Annotated in this window: 18 protein-coding genes and 1 pseudogene; 3 read left to right on the forward strand and 16 right to left on the reverse strand. The window is 65.0% G+C overall.

Going from position 1 to position 17011, the window contains the following annotated elements:
* Window positions 1–41: 41 nt before the first annotated feature.
* From ACNANG_RS11100 to ACNANG_RS11160, 13 genes and pseudogenes are all read right to left on the reverse strand, one after another.
* Window positions 42–827: a GntR family transcriptional regulator gene (locus ACNANG_RS11100; protein WP_420227208.1), complete on the reverse strand. Its 786-nt coding sequence runs from the start codon at window positions 825–827 to the stop codon at window positions 42–44.
* Between the two features lie 292 nt (window positions 828–1119).
* The gene (locus tag ACNANG_RS11105; protein ID WP_420227209.1) at window positions 1120–1860 is read right to left on the reverse strand and encodes an ABC transporter ATP-binding protein; all 741 of its coding nucleotides are present in this window, start codon (window positions 1858–1860) and stop codon (window positions 1120–1122) included.
* Window positions 1844–2131, reverse strand: a complete 288-nt coding sequence (locus tag ACNANG_RS11110) for a hypothetical protein (protein WP_420227518.1) — start codon at window positions 2129–2131, stop codon at window positions 1844–1846. The genes ACNANG_RS11105 and ACNANG_RS11110 overlap by 17 nt, the downstream gene beginning before the upstream one ends.
* Before the next feature lie 66 nt (window positions 2132–2197).
* Window positions 2198–2674, reverse strand: a pseudogene (locus ACNANG_RS11115) (ATP-binding cassette domain-containing protein); the annotation flags it as partial.
* A 75-nt stretch (window positions 2675–2749) separates the two neighbouring features.
* Entirely contained in the window at window positions 2750–4201 is a 1452-nt protein-coding gene (locus tag ACNANG_RS11120; protein ID WP_420227210.1) for an ABC transporter permease, read from the reverse strand.
* Window positions 4202–4215: 14 nt separating this feature from the next.
* Window positions 4216–4629 carry a branched-chain amino acid ABC transporter permease gene (locus ACNANG_RS11125; RefSeq protein WP_420227211.1) on the reverse strand — a complete coding sequence of 138 codons (414 nt, stop codon included), beginning with the start codon at window positions 4627–4629 and terminating at the stop codon, window positions 4216–4218.
* Window positions 4630–4653: 24 nt separating this feature from the next.
* A complete protein-coding gene (locus tag ACNANG_RS11130) occupies window positions 4654–5787 on the reverse strand; it encodes an ABC transporter substrate-binding protein (RefSeq protein ID WP_420227212.1) in 1134 nt (377 codons plus the stop codon).
* Between the two features lie 107 nt (window positions 5788–5894).
* Window positions 5895–6797, reverse strand: coding sequence for a LysR family transcriptional regulator (locus ACNANG_RS11135; RefSeq protein ID WP_420227213.1), 903 nt, complete (start codon window positions 6795–6797; stop codon window positions 5895–5897).
* Window positions 6798–6830: 33 nt separating this feature from the next.
* Window positions 6831–7799: a tripartite tricarboxylate transporter substrate-binding protein gene (locus ACNANG_RS11140; protein WP_420227214.1), complete on the reverse strand. Its 969-nt coding sequence runs from the start codon at window positions 7797–7799 to the stop codon at window positions 6831–6833.
* A 45-nt stretch (window positions 7800–7844) separates the two neighbouring features.
* Window positions 7845–8636 (reverse strand): alpha/beta fold hydrolase, encoded by a 792-nt coding sequence (locus ACNANG_RS11145; RefSeq protein WP_420227215.1) that lies wholly within the window; start codon window positions 8634–8636, stop codon window positions 7845–7847.
* Between the two features lie 209 nt (window positions 8637–8845).
* Window positions 8846–10252 carry an ammonium transporter gene (locus ACNANG_RS11150; protein WP_420227216.1) on the reverse strand — a complete coding sequence of 469 codons (1407 nt, stop codon included), beginning with the start codon at window positions 10250–10252 and terminating at the stop codon, window positions 8846–8848.
* Window positions 10253–10273: 21 nt separating this feature from the next.
* Complete coding sequence (locus tag ACNANG_RS11155) at window positions 10274–10612, reverse strand: P-II family nitrogen regulator (RefSeq protein ID WP_179582367.1); 339 nt, start codon at window positions 10610–10612, stop codon at window positions 10274–10276.
* Window positions 10613–10666: 54 nt separating this feature from the next.
* Window positions 10667–11413, reverse strand: a complete 747-nt coding sequence (locus ACNANG_RS11160) for a TorF family putative porin (protein WP_420227217.1) — start codon at window positions 11411–11413, stop codon at window positions 10667–10669.
* 267 nt (window positions 11414–11680) lie between these two features.
* On the opposite strand from ACNANG_RS11160, the gene ACNANG_RS11165 reads away from it, so the two are divergent.
* Entirely contained in the window at window positions 11681–11992 is a 312-nt protein-coding gene (locus ACNANG_RS11165) for an accessory factor UbiK family protein (RefSeq protein ID WP_420227218.1), read from the forward strand.
* 122 nt (window positions 11993–12114) lie between these two features.
* On the opposite strand, the gene dmpG is transcribed toward ACNANG_RS11165, so the two are convergent.
* Both dmpG and ACNANG_RS11175 read right to left on the reverse strand, forming a co-directional pair.
* Window positions 12115–13128, reverse strand: a complete 1014-nt coding sequence (gene dmpG, locus ACNANG_RS11170; RefSeq protein WP_420227219.1) for a 4-hydroxy-2-oxovalerate aldolase — start codon at window positions 13126–13128, stop codon at window positions 12115–12117.
* Between the two features lie 9 nt (window positions 13129–13137).
* On the reverse strand, window positions 13138–14088 hold the full coding sequence (locus tag ACNANG_RS11175) for an acetaldehyde dehydrogenase (acetylating) (protein ID WP_420227220.1): 951 nt from the start codon (window positions 14086–14088) through the stop codon (window positions 13138–13140).
* 123 nt (window positions 14089–14211) lie between these two features.
* Here ACNANG_RS11175 and ACNANG_RS11180 point away from each other — a divergent pair, with 123 nt between their 5' ends.
* Window positions 14212–14703, forward strand: coding sequence for an Lrp/AsnC family transcriptional regulator (locus ACNANG_RS11180; RefSeq protein ID WP_420227221.1), 492 nt, complete (start codon window positions 14212–14214; stop codon window positions 14701–14703).
* A 15-nt stretch (window positions 14704–14718) separates the two neighbouring features.
* Here the strand turns inward: ACNANG_RS11180 and ACNANG_RS11185 are convergent, their stop codons facing one another.
* Window positions 14719–15858, reverse strand: a complete 1140-nt coding sequence (locus ACNANG_RS11185) for a DSD1 family PLP-dependent enzyme (RefSeq protein ID WP_420227222.1) — start codon at window positions 15856–15858, stop codon at window positions 14719–14721.
* Window positions 15859–16014: 156 nt separating this feature from the next.
* Here ACNANG_RS11185 and ACNANG_RS11190 point away from each other — a divergent pair, with 156 nt between their 5' ends.
* Window positions 16015–16971 (forward strand): LysR family transcriptional regulator, encoded by a 957-nt coding sequence (locus tag ACNANG_RS11190; protein ID WP_420227223.1) that lies wholly within the window; start codon window positions 16015–16017, stop codon window positions 16969–16971.
* The last annotated feature ends 40 nt before the right edge of the window (window positions 16972–17011 follow it).

A 17011-nucleotide genomic window follows, 5' to 3' on the forward strand; every position in this document is an offset into this window, starting at 1 on the left:
ATAAGCGGTTGAGGTGGTCATAGGCTGAAAACGACGCGCGGTCATCGCCGGACAGGCGTCCGGATCAATCGCGCGCCGGGAATCTGGTCCAGGGCCTGCTGGTTGCGCAGCACCGCCTGCATATTGCGCAGCGCGATGCGGGCGTGTTCGCGCATCAGCGCTTCGGCGCGCGTGCCTTCACGGCCTTCGATCGCGGCCAGCACCATCCAGTGCTGGTCCTGCGCGACGGTCAGGGTGCGCCACGCTTCCCCGTCGCTGGCCTGCGCCAGCAGGAACCCATTGGGCGACGCGAACGGCAGGCTGCTGGCGCGGCTGATCTGGCGCGCGATCACGGTGCTGCCGGGCAGGTGCATCAACATGCGGTGGAACTGGCGGTTCAGTTCGACATAGCTGGACAGGCTGTCCACGCTCTTGTCGGTATCGCACAGGACGGCGTCGATGTCGGTCAGGCAGTCGCGCATGGCGGACAGGTCGCCGGGGGACACGCCGCGCTCGGCCGCCATCCGCACCGACAGGCCTTCCAGCGTGCCACGCACTTCGATCGCATCGCGGATCTCGTCTTCAGTAAAGGCGCGCACGGCATAGCCGCCCGACGGAATCACTTCGAGCAGGCCTTCGTCTTCCAGACGGGCCATCGCGGCGCGGATCGGGGTGCGGGATATCGCCAGCCGATCGGCCAGGCTGGGTTCGGACAGGCGCATGCCGGGCGCCAGTTCGCCTGACAGGATCAGGTCGCGCAGGCGCAATTCCGCGGCGGTGGTCTGCGTGCCGCCTGCCTTGGGAGTGGCATCGGCGCCGCGCAGGTCGGCTAGCGAGCGCGGTATCATGCCGCGCCTTTCGTGCCTTGACGGCAACGGCGCGTGCGGGACTGACAGCACGTACAGGAAAGAAGATGCGCCATGGTTGTCTCGGACCGGCTGCGTGTTATGAACCGAGACTGTATACAGGATGCGCCGGTAAGAGCAACGACTTCACGGACGCTCTAGGGAAAACGCTCAGCACGGGCAGGATGTATACAGACCCGGTACACATTCGGCAGTGACGGCGCGGCAGTGTGAGCGGTAAGGCGGGCGTGTCACGCGGAGCGGGTGCGACGTTCATGCCGCCCAGCCGCGGCGTTCAAGCTGCGCCCAGGTACGCCTTCTTCACCGCCGGGTCCGCCGCCAGGTCAGCCGCGTTCCCCTGCAGGATCACGTGCCCGTGCTGCAATACATAGGCGCGGTCGGCCAGTTCCAGCGCGATCCGCGCGTTCTGCTCCACCAGCAGGATCGTCTGCCCGGCGGCTTTCCACTGGAACAGCACTTCGTAGACCATGTCCACGAACTTGGGGGACAGGCCCATGGACGGCTCGTCGATGCAGATCAGCCGGCCGCGCCGCAACCAGGCGCGGCCCAACGCCAGCAGTTGCTGTTCTCCGCCAGACAGGGTCCCCGCGGCCTGTTTGCGGCGTTCGGCCAGGCGCGGAAAGGCGGTCAGCACCGCGTCCAGATCAGCGGCGACGCCAGCCTTGTCGGCGCGTCGCGGGTAGGCGCCCATCATCAGGTTGTCGATCACCGACATTTCCGGAAAGACGCGGCGGCCTTCTGGCACGCTGGCCACGCCCAGGTCGATCACGTCGGCCGGGGACATGCCCTGGATGGGTTTGCCCTCGAACAGGATGCGGCCGCGTGACGGATGCGCCAGGCCCAGCACGGATTTGAGCGTGGTCGACTTGCCCGACGCGTTGCCGCCCAGCACCCCCACCACTTCACCGGCCTGCACGTGCAGGCTGACGTTGAACAGGGCCTGCACGGCGCCATAGTGCACGTCGATATCGTCGACGACGAGAAAGGAAGGAGCGGGTTCAGCCAAGATGCGCATCCGACGAAGCAGGTCTGAAAGAGGCCGGGGCTCCGGGCGCCCCGCTGCCCCGGCTGCGGCCCAGGTAGGCTTCCACGACTTCGGGGTGATCGAGCGCGGCCTCGGGCGTGCCTTCAGCCAGCAGCCGGCCGTGATTCAGCACCATCACACGATCGGCCACACGCCGCACCAGCGACAATTTATGTTCGACCACCAGGATGCCCAGGGCCGGACGCAGCCGCCGCAGCGCCAGCACCAGGTCGGTCAGCTCGGCGGTTTCGGTCGGGTTCATGCCGGCGGCCGGTTCGTCCAGCAGCAGGTAGTCGGGCCGCGCGGCCAGCACGCGGGCGATCTCGAGCCGGCGGCGGTTGGCGTACGACAGCGTGTACGCCGGCTGATCGCGGCGCGGCCACAGGCGGTCGCCGAACAACTGCAACGTGTCGCGCACAATGGCTTCCTGCTCGGCTTGGCGCTGGCGCCAGCCCTTCAGACCCAACAGCGCGCCCGCGATTTCGTGCAAGGGATTGGCCATGCGCGTGCCCGTGCCGCGCAGCAGCCGTGCCTGTACGCCAAGCAAGGTGCTTTGCCAGACCGTCAATGCCGGAAACACGCGCGATGTCTGGAAGCTGCGGCCCACGCCCAGCCGCGCAATGCGTTCCGCGGACAGGCCGTCGATCCGCCGCCCGTCCAGCCAGATGCGGCCGCTGGTGATGCGGTCCACGCCGCTTGCCAATTGCAGCAGGGTCGACTTGCCGGCGCCGTTCGGGCCGACCAGCGCCAGCGTCTCGCCAGGCGCCAGCCGCACCGTGACACCGTCAACGGCTTTCACTCCGCTGAAGTGCCGGGCGACGTTGTCCAGAAAGAGGCCCTTGGGTGCCGAGTTTGCGGCCATGATTTGTTCCGCCATGACCTACCGTGCCCCCAGCAGGCCCTGCGGGCGCCACCGCAGCATCAGCAACAACACCAGTCCGTAGGCAATCATTCGCCATTCCGCAAAGGGCCGCAGCACCTCGGGCAGCAGGGTCAGCAGAAAGCCAGCCAGCGCGGCGCCGGTCACGTTGCCCAGGCCGCCCAGCACCGCCATCGTCAGCAGCAGCATCGACGCCTGCACCGTAAAGCTTTCGGGGCTGACCACGTTCTGCACGTACGCGAACAATCCGCCGGCCGTGCCGGCCAGCAGGCCCGACACGGCAAAGCCCATGAGCAGATAGCGCTGCACCGGAATACCCGCGACGTGCGCGGCCAGCCGGTCTTCGCGGATGCCGCGCCACACCCGGCCGATCGACGATTCCATCAGCCGCTGCACCAGGAACAGGCCGACCGCGGCCACGCTGGCCACCAGCCAGAACTTGTCGGTCACCGACCCCAGGCGCAGCCCGCCCAGCAAGGCAAACTGCGGCGCCGGAATGTTGACGAAGCCCATGGGCCCGCGCGTGACGGACAGCCAGGTCATGAAGACCAGGAACAGGATCTGGCCAATGGCCAAGGTGCCCAAGGCGGCGGTATGACCACTCAGGCGCGCCAGGGGCAACGCGGCCACCGTGGCGACGCCCGCCGTCAGCAAGGCCGCACAGGGCAAGGCCAGTTCGGTCGGCAGACCGTAGGTGTGCGACAGCACGGCCACGCCATACGCCCCCACGCCATACAGGCCGGCGTGCCCGATCGACAGGATGCCGATCGCCCCGGACACCAGCGTCACACTGGCGGCCAGCAGCGTAAAGATCATGCCGTAGATCACCGCCTGCAACAGGTAGCCGCTTTGCGTGATCAGCGGCAGCAGGCACAGCACCGCGCCCGCCACCAGAAATCCCCACGGCGGCAGTTCCCACACGCGGTGCGTCCCGCGCTGGCTGGAGGCCGACGCCAGCAGACTGGTGGTGGGCATGGACCCGCTGGCCGCGCCTCCGCCGCCCAGCGCATCCAGCCGCCGGTCGCCCAGCAGGCCCTGCGGACGGAACACCAGGAACACCAGCACCAGCGAAAACGCCACCAGGTCACGAAAGCCTTCACCGATGTAGGCACTCGCCAAGGTTTCGACAATACCCAGCAGGAGTCCGCCCAGCACCGCCCCCGGAATGCTGCTGAGCCCGCCTAGCAAGGCCGCGGCGAAGCCCTTCAGGCCAAAGGGCAGCCCCATCTGCGGGAATACGCTTTTGAAGTACAGCGCTACCAGCACGCCGCTGAGCGCGCCCAACGCACCGGCCAGCCCGAAGGCCAGGCGCTTGACGTCGCCGGTGCGCACACCCAGCTGCGCGGCGGCGTCGCGGTCTTGCGCGGTCGCGCGCAGGGTGCGGCCCATCCAGGAACGGGACAGGAACAGGGTCAGCGCCAGGGCCGCCAGCACGCCGAACCCGAAGATCATCAGGTCGGTGCTGGTCAGGTACGCGCCGCCAAAAAGAAGGTGACCTCTTCGAACGGCAGCGGAAACGGCTGCCCTTCCGGCGACCAGACGATTTCGGCCAGCTGATCGATGATCATGCTGATGGCCAGCGTGGACAGCACGGGCGCCACCCATGGCCCGTTTTCCAGCGGCCTGAGCGCGACACGTTCGAGCAGCATGCCCAGGCCGGTCACCAGCAGCACCGACAGGACGGCCGCGACCACCAGCGGCAGGCCAAGCCAGGTCACGCCGCTGAACGCAAAAAACGCCCCGAGCATGAACAGGGCGCCTTGGGCGAAGTTGATCAGGTTCGAGACCCCGAACACCAGGCTGAAGCCCAGCGCGATCAACGCATAGACCTGCCCGATGGCCAGGCCATTGAGCAGTTGACTGAAGAACAGTTCGATCATGACGACGACGGCATGCAGCGCCCTTTATTGGAACAGCGCGAATTCGCCATTGCGCACGGTAATGAAGGTCGGCGCCTTCTTCACGTTGCCATTGTCATACTTGGTGGTGCCGGTCACGCCTTCATAGGCCGGGCCGTTGGCCAGTTCGTTGCGCACGGCTTCGCCGGTCAAGGGCTTGCCCGATTTCACGACCCGGCGGATCGCCGCCACGCCGACACCCGCAGCGTCGTAGGCCAGTGCCGCGAACTGGTCGGGCAGCTTGCCGTACTTGGCCTTGTAGGCATCGGTGAAGGCCTTCTTGGACGGGTCCTGCGCAAAGAAAATCGTGTGCAGCACGACGCCTTCGGCCGCCTTGCCGCTCAGTTCCACGAACTTGGGCGACGTCAGCGGAATGCCGCCGCCCACCGGAATGTTGACGCCGGCCTGGCGCAGTTGCTGGATGAAGATCGACGCTTCCTGATACGGCAGCGCCAGGAACACGCCTTCGGGCTTGAGCGCCTTGATCTTGCTGACGAACGGGCGGAAGTCCTTGGCGTTGGGCATCACGCTTTCCAGCAGCAATACCTTGCCCCCCGCCTTTTCGATCGCGGCGGCGGTGGCCTTGCCGGTGTACACGCCCCAGTCATCCTGCGAATACGGAATGACGACCGTGTTGGCTTTCAGCTTCTTCTGGATGGTGTCGGCGTTGTATTGCGCCAGCACGTCATCGGTATTGTTCTGCCGGAACAGGTAGTTGCTCTGCTTGGTGAAATCCGGGTGCGACGATGTCGGGCTGATCTGCGGGATCTTGGCTTCGATGAAGACGGGCGCCGCCGCCACCGAGGCCGTCGTCGACCACGAACCGATCGCCAGCACCACGCCCTTGGTGCCTGCGATCTTGCGCGCCACCGAGGCGGCTTCCTGCGGCGAGTTGCGGTCGTCTTCCACGATCAGATTGACCGGCCGGCCTTCGATCCCGCCCTGCGCCTTGACCTGATCCAGGTACAGTTCGACCGCATTCTTGAAGCTCGCGCCGTACTCGGCAAAGTTGCCCGACAGGTGCGAGAAGAAACCGATGCTGATCGGTTCCGCGGCATGTGCCGACGGCGCCGCGAGCAGTACGGGAAACAGGGCGGCCAACAAGGTGGATCGGGACAGGCGGGAACGGGACGAGCGCATGCGGTGACCTCGGAGTTAAGACCGACACGTTAAGACCAAATTGACGAAACGCTAACGTTTTATTGGCAATATGCAAATGTGATGGTGCACGCAAAACGCCGGACGGTCTATGGCTTTTCCAGCTTGCGGGTCAGTTGCTGGCCCAGGTATTCGACCAGCATGTGCAGCCGCGACGGCGTCGGATCGGCGCTGCGGTAGAACAGATACACCGCGCGCGGATCGGCCACCATGTGCCGGGGCAGCACGCGCACCAGTGCGCCGCTGGCCAGGTCGTCGCGCACCAGGAAGTCGGGCAGCCGGCCAATGCCGACGCCCGCACGGGTGATGGCGTAGACGGCATTGGCAAAGCCGCCGAAGTTGCCGGCCACGGCGACCGGTTCGATCTTGCCATCGACCTTGAACAGCCATTTGTCGCGGGTCGCGCCCGACGGGCCGACACTCAGGCAATTGTGCCCGGTCAGGTCATGCGGATGCGCCGGCGTGCCGTGCGCATCCAGGTAATCCGCGGTCGCGCAGAGCACCCAGGGGTTGTCGCCCAGCTTGCGGCTGACGTAGTTCGGCAGCGGCGCGCCCGCCGCGCGGATGATGACGTCGGCGCCGTCGGACTCGGCCGTCTCGACATGATCGCCCAGCATCATCTTGACGCGCACCTTGGGATGCCGCGTCAGGAAGTCGGGCAGCATGGGAAGGATGAAACGTTCGGCGATGCCGGCGTGGCAGCTCAGGCTGACCTCGCCTTCGGGCGCGTTCGACAGATGCCGCACGCCATGCTCCAGCGCGCGCAAATCGTGCAACAGCACGCGTGCGCGATCCAGATAGTGCCGGCCTTCCGGCGTGATCAGCAGTTTGCGGGTGGTGCGTTCGATCAGCGTGACGTTCAGGCGCGCTTCCAGTTGCGCGATGCGCTTGCCGATGGCCGACGGCGTCAGGTGGTGGACGGCGGCGGCCGCGGCAAAACTGCCGCGGTCGGCCACGGTCACGAACAGCTGCATGTCGTCAGTGGGGTCCATGCGGCATTATCGCGGGTAGCGCCCCCGCTGTCCTTATTCCGGCTTGACGCCTGCCTTCTGCAGCAGTTCCTTCCACTGGGCGGTGTCACGCACCACGCGCGCCTGCAGCGCCTGCGGATTGCCCTGGCCATCCATGACCACCGTTCCCAGGTCCTTCATGCGCTTGCGGAACGCCGGGTCGGCCTGCGCCGCCTGCACGGCGGCAGCCAGCTTGTCGATCACGGCTTGCGGCGTGCCTTTGGGCGCCCACAGCGCATGCCAGATGCCCATCTCGAAATCCTTCAGGCCGGATTCCTGCATGGTCGGCACCTCGGGGATTTCCGCCAGGCGCACCTTGGTCGTGACCGCGAAGGTCTTGACCGCCAGACCCGGGGTGTAGCCCGACACGCACATGGCATCGATGCGTTTGCCCAGCACGTCGGTCATGCCCGGCGCGATGCCCTTGTACGGCACGGGCTGGTATTCCGCGCCGATCGCGTTCATCAGCAGCACGGAGCACAGATGCGAGGCCGACCCGACGCCGGCATTGGCGATCGTGATGCCGCCCGGCTGCTTGCGCGCGTGCTGCACGAACTCCTGGAAATTCGATGCCGGAAAGTCCTGGCGGGCCAGCAGCAGCATGGGCAGGTCGGCCACGAGCCCGATCGGCGCGAAGTCCTTGACCGGGTCGAAGCGCAGCTTGGCATACAGGGCTGGCGCCGTCGTCAGGCCGACATGGCCCAGCAGCAGCGTGTAGCCGTCCGCCGGCGCGGCGGCCACGCGCGCCGCGCCAATGGTGGCGCCCGCCCCGCCCACGTTCTCGGCCACCACGGTCTGGCCCAGCGTCGCGCGCATGGCTTCAGCCAGCGAACGCGCCACGGCATCCGTCGGCCCGCCCGCCGCAAACGGCACGATCATGGTGATGGGCTTGGTGGGGTAGGCGTCGGCGGCAAGCGCAGCGCACGGCACGGCCGCCGCGGTGGTCAATCCGGCAAGCAAGGACAGAAGGCGAAGTTTCAGCATGATCGGGATCTCGGATAGGAAAAGGGGCGAGCGACGGTGCGCGGATCAGGAACGTGGCGCGATGGCGGCGGAGATGGCCGGCTCAGCCGCCTCCAGAAATTCGCGCAGGCAAGACGTGTAGATATCGGTCTGGGTGACCGGCGGAAAGTGGCCGCCGGAAAGCGCCGTCAATTGCGCGCCAGCAATGGCCTGCGCCAGGTGCTCGGCATGATGGAACGGGACGATCTGGTCGTCGGTGGCGCCCAGCACCAGCGTAGGCGTGGTGATGCGGTGCAGGTCATCGGCTCGCGAATAGTCGACCAGCATGTCGATGCGCTCGGCGGTGACCTGCACCTCGTTCGTGTCATCACCGTCTCTGCCCGGTGCCGGCAGGGGTGGGGCATGGCGGTCATAGGTGTCGGCCGGATAGGCCAGCAGCACACCGTGCGCCTTGTACAGGCCCAGTCCGGCCTCGGTCAGGATGCGGCGGCGAATCTCGAACAGGTCGCGAAAACGGCGATCGGCCCTGGCCCAGGTGGAGCTCAGCACCAGCCGATGCAACCGGGCCGCGTGGTCCAGCGCCAGCGTCTGCGCCACCAGTCCGCCGGTCGAATGGCCGACCACGCTGAAGCGGCCGACGCCCAGCGCGGCGGTCAGCTCCAGCACGGCATCGGCCAGGTCCGGAATGGTTTGCGGGCCGCGCCGCGCGCTTCCTCCGCTGCCCGGGTGGTCCAGGGTGATGACGGTATGGGAAGCCTGCAGCCGGTCCATGACTGGCGACCAGAATTTCCCCAGGCCGCCCAGCCCGGCAATGAACACCACCGCGGGGCCGGTGCCGCGACACTCGTGACTCAACATGCTGGCTCTGCCTTCCTTTCTCTTGCGTGTGCAATCAGGCGCGTGTGCGCATGCGTATCAGCATAGGCGTCGTTTCGAGCGGATTTTTCTCGAATCACCTATCCAATTCCGATGGGCCAAGACAACGACCGGGCAACGAAAAAGCCCCGGTCAGCGAAACGCTGGCCGGGGCCGATACCGCAAAGGGCAGGTATTACAACAGGCAGGACTTACGAGTGGTAGGCGGTTTCGCCGTGCGTCGTGATGTCCAGACCTTCGCGCTCGTCTTCTTCCGACACGCGCAGGCCGATCAGCGCATCCACCAGCTTGTAGGCAATGAAGGCAACGATGGCCGACCAGATGATCGTGATGCCGACGCCCTTGGCCTGGATCCACAGCTGCGTCATGATCGGGTTCGAACCGACGGTGCCGGCCACCCAGTCAGTGACCAGGCCGGGGCCGCCCAGCGACTGGGCGTTGAACACGCCAGTCAGCAGCGCGCCCAGGATGCCGCCCACGCCGTGCACGCCGAACACGTCCAGCGAGTCGTCGACCTTCAGAATGCGCTTCAGACCCGTCACGCCCCAGAAGCAGACCACGCCCGAGAGTGCGCCGATGACCATCGCGCCAACCAGGCCGACGTTACCGGCAGCCGGGGTGATCGCCACCAGACCCGCCACCGCGCCGGACGCGGCGCCCAGCATCGACGGCTTGCCCTTGACGGCCCATTCGGTCAGCGTCCACAGCACGACGGCGCACGCCGTGGCCGAGAACGTGTTGATGAAGGCCAGCGCGGCGGAGTTGTTGGCTTCGAGTGCCGAACCAGCGTTGAAACCGAACCAGCCCACCCACAGCAGCGAAGCGCCGATCATGGTCATGGGCAGGTTGTGCGGCTGCATGGCTTCGCGGCCATAACCCAGACGCTTGCCGATCACATAGGCGCCGACCAGACCGGCCACCCCTGCGTTGATGTGCACCACGGTGCCGCCCGCGAAGTCCAGCGCGCCCCACTGCCAGATCAGACCGGCGGTGGCGTTCAGTGCATCGACCTTGGACGCGTCGGTGTACGCATCCGGACCAGGCCAGAACCAGACCATGTGGGCAACCGGGATGTACGCGAACGTGAACCAGATCACCATGAACAGCAGCACGGCCGAGAACTTGGCGCGTTCCGCGAACGAGCCGACGATCAGCGCGCAGGTAATGCCCGCGAACGTCGCCTGGAAGGCGATGAAGGTGATTTCTGGAATTGCGACGTCCTTGCTGAACGTGGCGCCATTCGAGAACGTGCCCGCGGCGTTGTCGAACACCCCTTTCAGGAACAGGCGATCAAGCCCGCCGAAGAAGGCATTGCCTTCGGTAAACGCCAGCGAATACCCATAGATGAACCACAGCACGGCAATCAGCGAGAACGTGACCAATACCTGCATCAGGACGGACAACATGTTCTTGCTGCGGACCAGACCACCGTAGAACAGTGCCAGGCCGGGCACCGCCATCATCAGGACGAGCAGCGTCGAAACGCTCATCCAGGCGACGTCGCCCTTGTTCACGGTAGGCGCTGCCAACGCCGGTGCGCCGTACATGAAGGCGCCCAGCGAAAGCAAGCCCAGCACTACTGCCAGATGTTTTCTCATTTTAAAAATCCCTTGGTCCTATCAAAGCGCGTCTTTGCCGGTTTCGCCGGTACGAATTCGAATGACCTGCTCCAGCGGGAACACGAAGATCTTGCCGTCACCGATCTTGCCGGTGCGGGCAGAACTTTCGATGGCTTCCAGCGCGCTTTCCACCAGCTCGTCGGAAAGCGCGATTTCCACTTTCACCTTCGGCAGGAAGTCGACGACGTATTCAGCGCCGCGATAGAGCTCGGTATGACCTTTCTGACGGCCAAAACCCTTAATTTCTGTCACGGTGATGCCTTGCACGCCAATCGCGGACAGGGCCTCCCGGACTTCGTCAAGCTTGAACGGCTTGATGATTGCGGTAATGAGTTTCATACGATCCCCACGGGAAACGGTTCAGGAAGTGCGGCACACGCGCCGCACGGACAATTAAAAAGCGCGGGTCAGGTTCACGACGAGACCGAGACGGCCGGCGTCCTTGCCCTTGGTGGTCTGGTACCAATCCTTCTTGCTGGTGGTGACCAGCGACGCGCCCACGAGCCAGCCGTTCAGGTCCTTGGTCACGCCCGCGCGGTAGTCGATGTAGCCGTTGATTTCGCTGCCATCCGACTTGGTTGCGTTCTTCAACTTCTGGTAGCCGACGTGGGCGTTCGCGCCCCAGCCGTTGCCCAGGTCGAACACGGCCGCTGCATCAAGGTAGAAGTTGTTCTTGCTGCCCGGCGTGCCGAAGAAGTTCGAGACACCGTGCGAATACTTGAGGGTGAACGGACCCCAACCGGCGGCGCCGTAGATTTCCGTGTTGTCGATGGTGTGGCCACCCAGGTTCGAGCCCGGATAGTAGTAATACAGGGTCCCGATATCCCAGGAGAAATCGCCGGTCTTGAACTTATAGCCGCCGTAGAAGTCCATCTCGATGTTGCCACCCGAATACAGTTCGCTGGCGACGTTCGAGTTCCAGTTGCCCAGGTAGAAGCCGGAGCTGTGCGCGAAGTCGAAGCCGCCCTGGAACGCCGGACGCATGTTGGTCTGGCTGAATCCACGGAAACGGTAGTCACTGAAAAGCCCGGCATTGCCGGTGAAGGTGTAGTCCGGCGTCGCGGCAACAACGGCGGTCTGCGCCATGGCCGAGGACGAAGCACACAAAGCCAGGGCGGCGGCGATCAATGTTTTTTTCATAGTGCGTTCCGAGTCAGGGTTGTCGACGGCGTCGTAACAGGACAGCCTCCGGGTGTTACAGAGCATTTCCCGTGCCAGGTTGAGCCCCGGGTGGGCGCACCAAAAGCGCGTTCCCGCCGTACCAGATTGGTGCGTGCGTGTACGCGCCGCGTCGTCGCGCACCAACTCGATGCAGCTCCACATTCACACCCCCTTGCAACCCATCCGAGCGCCCCGACGATCGGCGGACTACACTCCTGCCAGGGAGCTCGATAAAGGACACGCAACATGATCAACCGCACCGCATGGTTCGAAGACCTGCAAAAGAACATTTCCGACCTGATTGCCCGCAGCCCCGCCGCCGACATCGAGCGCAACGTCAAGGGCATGATGGGCCAGGCATTCAGCAAGCTGGACCTTGTCACGCGAGAGGAATTCGACATCCAGACCGAACTGCTGGCGCGCACGCGCATCAAGGTCGACGCATTGGAATTGCAGGTGAAGGCGATGGAATCGCGGCTGGCGGCGCTGGAATCGCCGGCGGCTCCTGCTGCGGCTGCGCCGGTGGCTCCTCCGGGCATTTCATCCGCGCCGCTGTAGGCTGACACCGCACGTGCATGCCCCGGTACGGGGCGTGCCGCCGGCCGAGGCCAACAAAAAGGGCAGGTATCTTGCGATACCCGCCCTTTTCTCCGTCTGCCCTCCGGCCGGCCCTGATCTGCTTATTTCTTGAGCAGGTCCAGCGCCACGTCGACGATCATGTCTTCCTGGCCGCCCACCATCTTGCGCTTGCCCAGTTCGACCAGGATATCGACCGTCTTCAGGTCGTACTTGGACGCGGCCGCTTCGGCATGACGCAGGAAGCTTGAATACACCCCGGCATACCCCAGCGCCAGCGTTTCACGGTCGACACGCACCGGACGGTCCTGCAACGGACGCACGATGTCATCGGCGGCATCCATCAGCTTGAGCAGGTCGCAGCCGTGGTTCCAGCCCATGCGTTCCGCGGCGGCAATGAACACTTCCAGCGGCGCGTTGCCCGCGCCCGCGCCCATGCCGGCCAGACTGGCATCGACCCGGTCGCAGCCTTCTTCGACCGCGACGATCGAGTTGGCCACACCCAGGCTCAGGTTGTGGTGGGCGTGCATGCCCGTCGTGGTTTCCGGCTTCAGGATGTCCTTGAAGGCACGGAAACGGTCACGCACGTCATTCATGTTCAATGCGCCGCCCGAATCGACCACATACACCGTGGTCGCGCCGTAGTCTTCCATCAACTTGGCCTGCTTGGCCAGGGCCGAGGCCGACGTCATGTGGCTCATCATCAGGAAACCCACGGTGTCCATGCCCAGTTCGCGGGCATAGCCGATGTGCTGCTTGGACACGTCGGCTTCGGTGCAATGGGTCGCGACCCGAACGACCCGCGCGCCGGCGTCGTACGCCTGGCGCAGGTCGTGCACGGTGCCGACGCCCGGCAGCAGCAGCGTGGCGACCTTGGCGTGCGTGACCGTTTCAGCCACAGCCTCGATCCATTCCAGATCGGTATGGGCGCCAAAGCCGTAGTTGAAGCTGGAGCCCGACAGGCCGTCGCCATGCGCGACTTCGATGCTGTCGACCTTGGCTTCGTCCAGCGCCTTGGCAATGTCCTTGACGTTCTGGATGCTGTACTGATGGCGGATCGCGTGGCTGCCGTCGCGCAGCGTCACGTCGGAGATATAGAGTTTCTTGTTCGGTGTCATGGTCGTTCCTTAGGCCTGCGCCACAAGGCGGGTTTGCGCAAACCGCTCGGCGCACGCCAGCGCGGCCGAGGTCATGATGTCCAGGTTGCCGGCATACGCGGGCAGGTAGTGGGCGGCGCCTTCGACTTCCAGGAAGACGGACGTCTTCAAGCCGGTCAGCTTGCCCAGACCCGGCACGTTCAGCGGGTTGTCCGCGCCATATTCGTCGAACTGCACGCGCTGCTTCAGGCGGTAGCCGGGCACGTACTGCTGCACGGCCTCTGCCATCTGCGCAATGCTGTCTTCAATGGCCGCGCGGTTGGCGACTTCGGACAAGGTGAAGACGGTGTCGCGCATGATCAGCGGCGGTTCGGCAGGATTCAGCACGATGATGGCCTTGCCGCGCGCGGCGCCGCCGATCACTTCAATGGCCTTGGACGTGGTTTCGGTGAACTCGTCGATGTTCGCACGCGTGCCCGGGCCGGCCGACTTGCTGGCGATCGAGGCGATGATCTCGGCGTAATGCACCTTGGCGACCCGCGACACCGCGGCCACCATCGGGATCGTGGCCTGACCGCCGCACGTGACCATATTGATGTTGGGGGCGTCCAGGTGTTCATCCAGGTTGATCGCCGGGATCACATAGGGGCCGATGGCCGCGGGCGTCAGGTCGATCACCTGCACACCCTTGGCCTGCAGCAATTCATTGTGGCGCTTGTGGGCGCCGGCCGACGTCGCATCGAACACGATGCGGATCTCGTCGAAGTTGGGCATGGCCAGCAGGCCGTCGATGCCGCCAGCCGTGATCGGCACGCCCATGCGCTCGGCGCGGGCGAGGCCGTCGGACGCGGGATCGATCCCGACCATCGCGCCCATCTCCAGATACTTGCCGTGCCGCAAGATCTTGATCATCAGGTCGGTGCCGATATTGCCCGAACCGATGATCGCCACTTTCTGCTTGTTGTCTTCCTGCCGACCCATGAGTCGCTCCTGGTTTTAGGTGGTGCTTCGACGAGTAGTATCTTGCAAATGCACTGAAATAACCTTGCTTTTTCATAGAGAAAAACGATAATCGGCAGAAGAATCTTCTTTTATTAGTTTGATATGAAAAAGAACGCCCCATCCGAAACCTTGGACGAAACCGACGTCCAGATCCTGCGGCATCTGCAGGACGACGGAAGGCTGTCCAACGCCAAACTGGCGCAGCGCGTGGCATTGAGCGAGACGCCCTGCTGGCACCGGCTGCGCAAGCTGGAAAGCGAAGGCTATATCCAGAGCTACCAGGCCATGCTGGATCGCCGCAAACTGGGATTGGGGGAACTGGCCTTCATCAGCCTGAACTTTTCGCCGCATACGGCGGAGGCTTTTGCCAGCCTCGAAAAGCTGGTCGACAATTCGGAAGAAGTTCTGACCTGCCACCGCGTGACGGGGGAAGCCGACTTCGTCATGACCGTGGTGGCCGAAGACCTGGATTCCGTGCGCGACTTCATCGACACCGTGCTGCGATCGCTGCCGAACGTGGCAACGATCCGCACCAGCCTGTCGCTGCGGGAAGTGAAATTTTCCAGCCGGCTGCCGTTGCCGGGGGCGCGGTAGCAGGCGGTTGTTCGCCTACCAGCCGCTGAAGCGTGGCCAGGTGGCTTCGACGTCCTGGCCACCAGCGACCACCTGATACGCCGGATGCTGCGCGGCGGTGGCGCAGGCGTGGTTCGGCAGGATGCGCAGCAGGGTGCCCACCGGCAGCATCGGCGTCGCAGCGGGATCGCCACTACGATGGGCCAGCACGCCATGCTCCTGATTTGCCTGGGCCACGATCAGGTCCGGCATGGGCTGGCCGTCCACGTCGCAGACCACGCCGTAGCCTTGGTCGACTTTCTGCTTTACCGTGCCACGGTCCCGCGACAGGGCCATCCAGCCGCCATCGGTAATGATCCAGCCCTTCTCTTTCTGATGGCCGATCACCGTACACAGCACCGACAGCGCAATGTCGTCCATCGTGCAGACCTGGATGCCGTTCATCACCAGATCAAAGAACACGAACACCCCGGCGCGCACTTCGGTCACGCCATCGAACGCCTTTGCAAAGTGCGCCGTGGGTGAACTGCCCACGCTGACCACCGGCGCGGCATAACCCGCATTGCGCAGGCGCTGGGCGGCATGCACCGCGCCAGCGCGTTCCTGCTCCGCCATCGCCTCGATGGCGGCAATGGAATCGCAGTCGTACGATGCGCCCGCGTGGGTCATCACGCCGGCCACCCAGGCCCCGCCATCCTCCTTCGAGCGGAACAGCTGCGCGGCCACGTCCAGCAGTTCCGGTGCGGCCGGCACCAGCCCGGATCGATGTCCATCGCAATCGATTTCGATCAACACTGGCAGGGTCAGATCCTGGGCCTGGCAGAAGGCGGCCAAAGCCTGCGCGCTGGCGACGTTGTCCAGGATCACCGTCATCTGCGCGCCCTGCTGCATCAACCGCTGCACGTGAGCGAACTTGTTCGTTGCAATGCCGACGGCGTACAGGATGTCGGTCCATCCGTGCGTCAGGAAGTACTCGGCTTCCTTCAGGGTGGACACCGTGATGGGCGTGCCGGGCTCGCCGATGCGCCGCGCCACGTCGGCGGATTTGTTGGTCTTGACGTGCGGGCGCAGGGTCACGCCCAGGCCGGCCAGCCGGTCGCGCAGGCGGGCGATATTGCGATCGACCTTGGTCCGGTCAAGAACGAGGGCAGGTGTTTCGAGGTCGTGCAATTGCATGATCAATTCCATGGAAAGCGGGTCGGACGGTAAAGAAAGTGTAGGCAAGCGGCGCTGCCCTGCGGTTAATACTGCGTTACTTGTCCATTTACCAATAGGTAAATAATCGGTGACGGCAGTCACCCCTCGCGGCCCGACGTCTCTCACGCTTAGCACATGACACTCGATATCGACGACCTGCGGTTTGTTCTGAGCCTGGATCGGCTTGGCAGCCTCGCCGCCCTGGCGCGCGAGACCAACGTCACCCCACCCGCGATCACGAAACGGCTGCACCAGCTCGAAGCGCGCGTCGGTGTGCGCCTCGTCCAGCGCACGACGCGCCGACTGCAACTCACTCACGAAGGGCATCTGCTCGCGCAACATGCGTCGGGCGTGCTCGACCAGATGCGGCGTCTGGAAGAGGCGCTGCACGAACGCACCCAGGTCGTCGCGGGCAAGCTCAAGGTGCACGGCCCGTTGGGCTTCGGGCGACGCTACCTTGCGCCGCTGCTTGCCGACTTCCACAACGCGCACCCGGGCGTCGAAGTGCAACTGGTGCTGTCCGACAACTTCGACCAGGCACAGCAAGCGCCCCACGGCCGCGACGCGTTCGACGTCCTGGTCAGCATCGGCGACCTGCCCGACTCACGTTGGATCGCTCACCCCATTGCTCCCAATCGCCGGATCGTCTGCGCCGCCCCGCGCTACCTGTCGCGCGTCACCCCGCCCGCGGTGCCAGCCGACCTTGCGGACCACAGCTGCCTCGTGCTGCGAGAAAACAGCGAAGACGTCTCGCTCTGGCGCTTCACCGACAAGGCCGCTCGCCGCGGCGCCCGCCCGACCCACACGGTGCGTGTCCATGCCGCCATGGAAAGCAACGACGGCAGCGTCATCCGCGCATGGTGCGCCGCTGGCAAGGGGATCATGGCGCGGTCCGAGTGGGACGTCGCGGCGGATCTGGCGGCAGGCAGGCTGGTGCAGGTCTTGCCCAAGTACCGGATGCCGGACGCCGACGTCGTGGCCCTGGTCCCGCAATCGCGCGTCGCCTCCCGCCGCGCGTCGTTGTTCATCGACGTGCTTCGAAAGGCGTTCAAGCCTGTGGCGCCATGGCGGGCAAAGGGACGAAGTGAATGAGCCGGGAGGGCGACGGTTGCCGGGGCATGACGCAATGGCA

It is taken from the genome of Pigmentiphaga litoralis, from assembly GCF_048632615.1.
GTDB classification, from domain to species: Bacteria; Pseudomonadota; Gammaproteobacteria; order Burkholderiales; family Burkholderiaceae_B; genus Pigmentiphaga; species Pigmentiphaga litoralis_B.